This is a genomic window from Paracoccus yeei ATCC BAA-599 (assembly GCF_000622145.1).
In the GTDB taxonomy this organism is placed as follows: Bacteria; Pseudomonadota; Alphaproteobacteria; order Rhodobacterales; family Rhodobacteraceae; genus Paracoccus; species Paracoccus yeei.
Genome location: NZ_JHWH01000070.1, coordinates 1 through 1,302 on the forward strand (window position 1 = coordinate 1; position 1,302 = coordinate 1,302).

Annotated in this window: 3 protein-coding genes; all 3 read right to left on the bottom strand. The window is 61.4% G+C overall.

The features are described from left to right. Positions 1-400: hypothetical protein (locus BU28_RS26155; protein ID WP_211254167.1), on the bottom strand; the 400-nt coding region annotated here is incomplete at its 3' end. A gap of 37 nt (positions 401-437) precedes the next feature. Beyond that, positions 438-845: a DUF2442 domain-containing protein gene (locus BU28_RS0117645; RefSeq protein WP_028720593.1), complete on the bottom strand. Its 408-nt coding sequence runs from the start codon at positions 843-845 to the stop codon at positions 438-440. Beyond that, positions 832-1,080, bottom strand: coding sequence for a DUF4160 domain-containing protein (locus BU28_RS25060; protein ID WP_081791460.1), 249 nt, complete (start codon positions 1,078-1,080; stop codon positions 832-834). The genes BU28_RS0117645 and BU28_RS25060 overlap by 14 nt, the downstream gene beginning before the upstream one ends. Between the last annotated feature and the right edge of the window lie 222 nt (positions 1,081-1,302).

Genomic DNA, 1,302 nt, shown 5'->3' on the forward strand with positions numbered 1-1,302 from the left:
ACAATGACGCCGATAGACTGGACAGGCGAGCCTGTCCGACGCTGCGCCAGTTGCGTGACTTTGGCCGTTTCGATGTCTTCGGCAGACACCCCCATCCGCCGTAGTTCGTGAAGTGAAATCCTGCCCATCCCTCGCCTCGATAGTTGTCTGGTGGACAACTTAAGTTGTCTGGTGGACAACTGTCAATTTCTGTTTTTCTCAGCCCAGCAAGGCCGAAACCGCCAAAATGCACCAGCGTATCCATATATCCTAAGAGTCTTAGATGCACCGGCACGCGCAGATTGGCCGTTTGGTTGCGCTGCACGGTCGGGACATGCTGGGGAAAAAGAAAGTGAAACGGCTGCGCCAGAGGGCCAGAGAGAACGCCGCTGGCGTCCTGTAAGGGCAGACCAAGGCCCAAGGCTTAGAAGGAACCCTAGAAGCGCGCTGTGGCGCTCTCACGCCTGCTTGCGGGGCCTGCCGCCCTTGGCGCCATTCGTCCGTGCGGCCGCGGCCTTGGCAGGGGAGGACGACTTGCCCCCTTCCGCGCCAAGCAGCGCGGCCATCCAGCGGCGCGTTCCATAGATGCCCTTCATGAAGCCAGGAACGTAGACGTCCGCGTCCAGGCGGGGCCAATGCAGCCCAAGGCCCGACGGGGTGATCTCGATCTCGGCCAGATCGTCCGGATCGGCCCCGGCCAGGTCTTCCACAAGATGCACCGGGACCATGATGGTGACGCCGCTGCTCAGGCCCACCACGAGGCAGTTCTGGCGGGCGTCATATTCGGCACTGACGGCATAGCCGTTGCGGCGCAGCTCCTCGCCTTGGCGAACGGCAGACTGAAACTCTTGCTCAGAAATCTCCATGGATGGCGCTCCATTGCGGGCAGAGGGTGGACAGGTGCGCGGCCAGATCCTTCTGGATGCGCAGTTCTTCGCGGCGCGAGAAGCCATAGCTTTCCCGCAGGCTTGGTGGACCATCAGGACAGTTCAGCACGAACACGGCCTCTCCCTTGGCCCCGATAACGTGGACATGAGCAGGGCGGTGATCGGCAGGGTAGATCACCACCCGCAAGCCATCGAGGCGAAGAACAGTCGGCATGGCGCACCTTAGCAAAAACCCAAGCGCTTGGGAATAATGATGAGACGTAGCACCACTTGGCCATCCCTCCAACTGGACCTGCAGCCTTCCTGACAGTACCACGATCCCCTTGCTTGTAATCTCTTCGCCAGCATACTCTCGTGGCCACGACAAGGCTTCGCCTTGCCCTGACCACTCGCGCTGATGAGGGGGCGTGCCGCCCCCTTCAAACCCCCGGTCCGC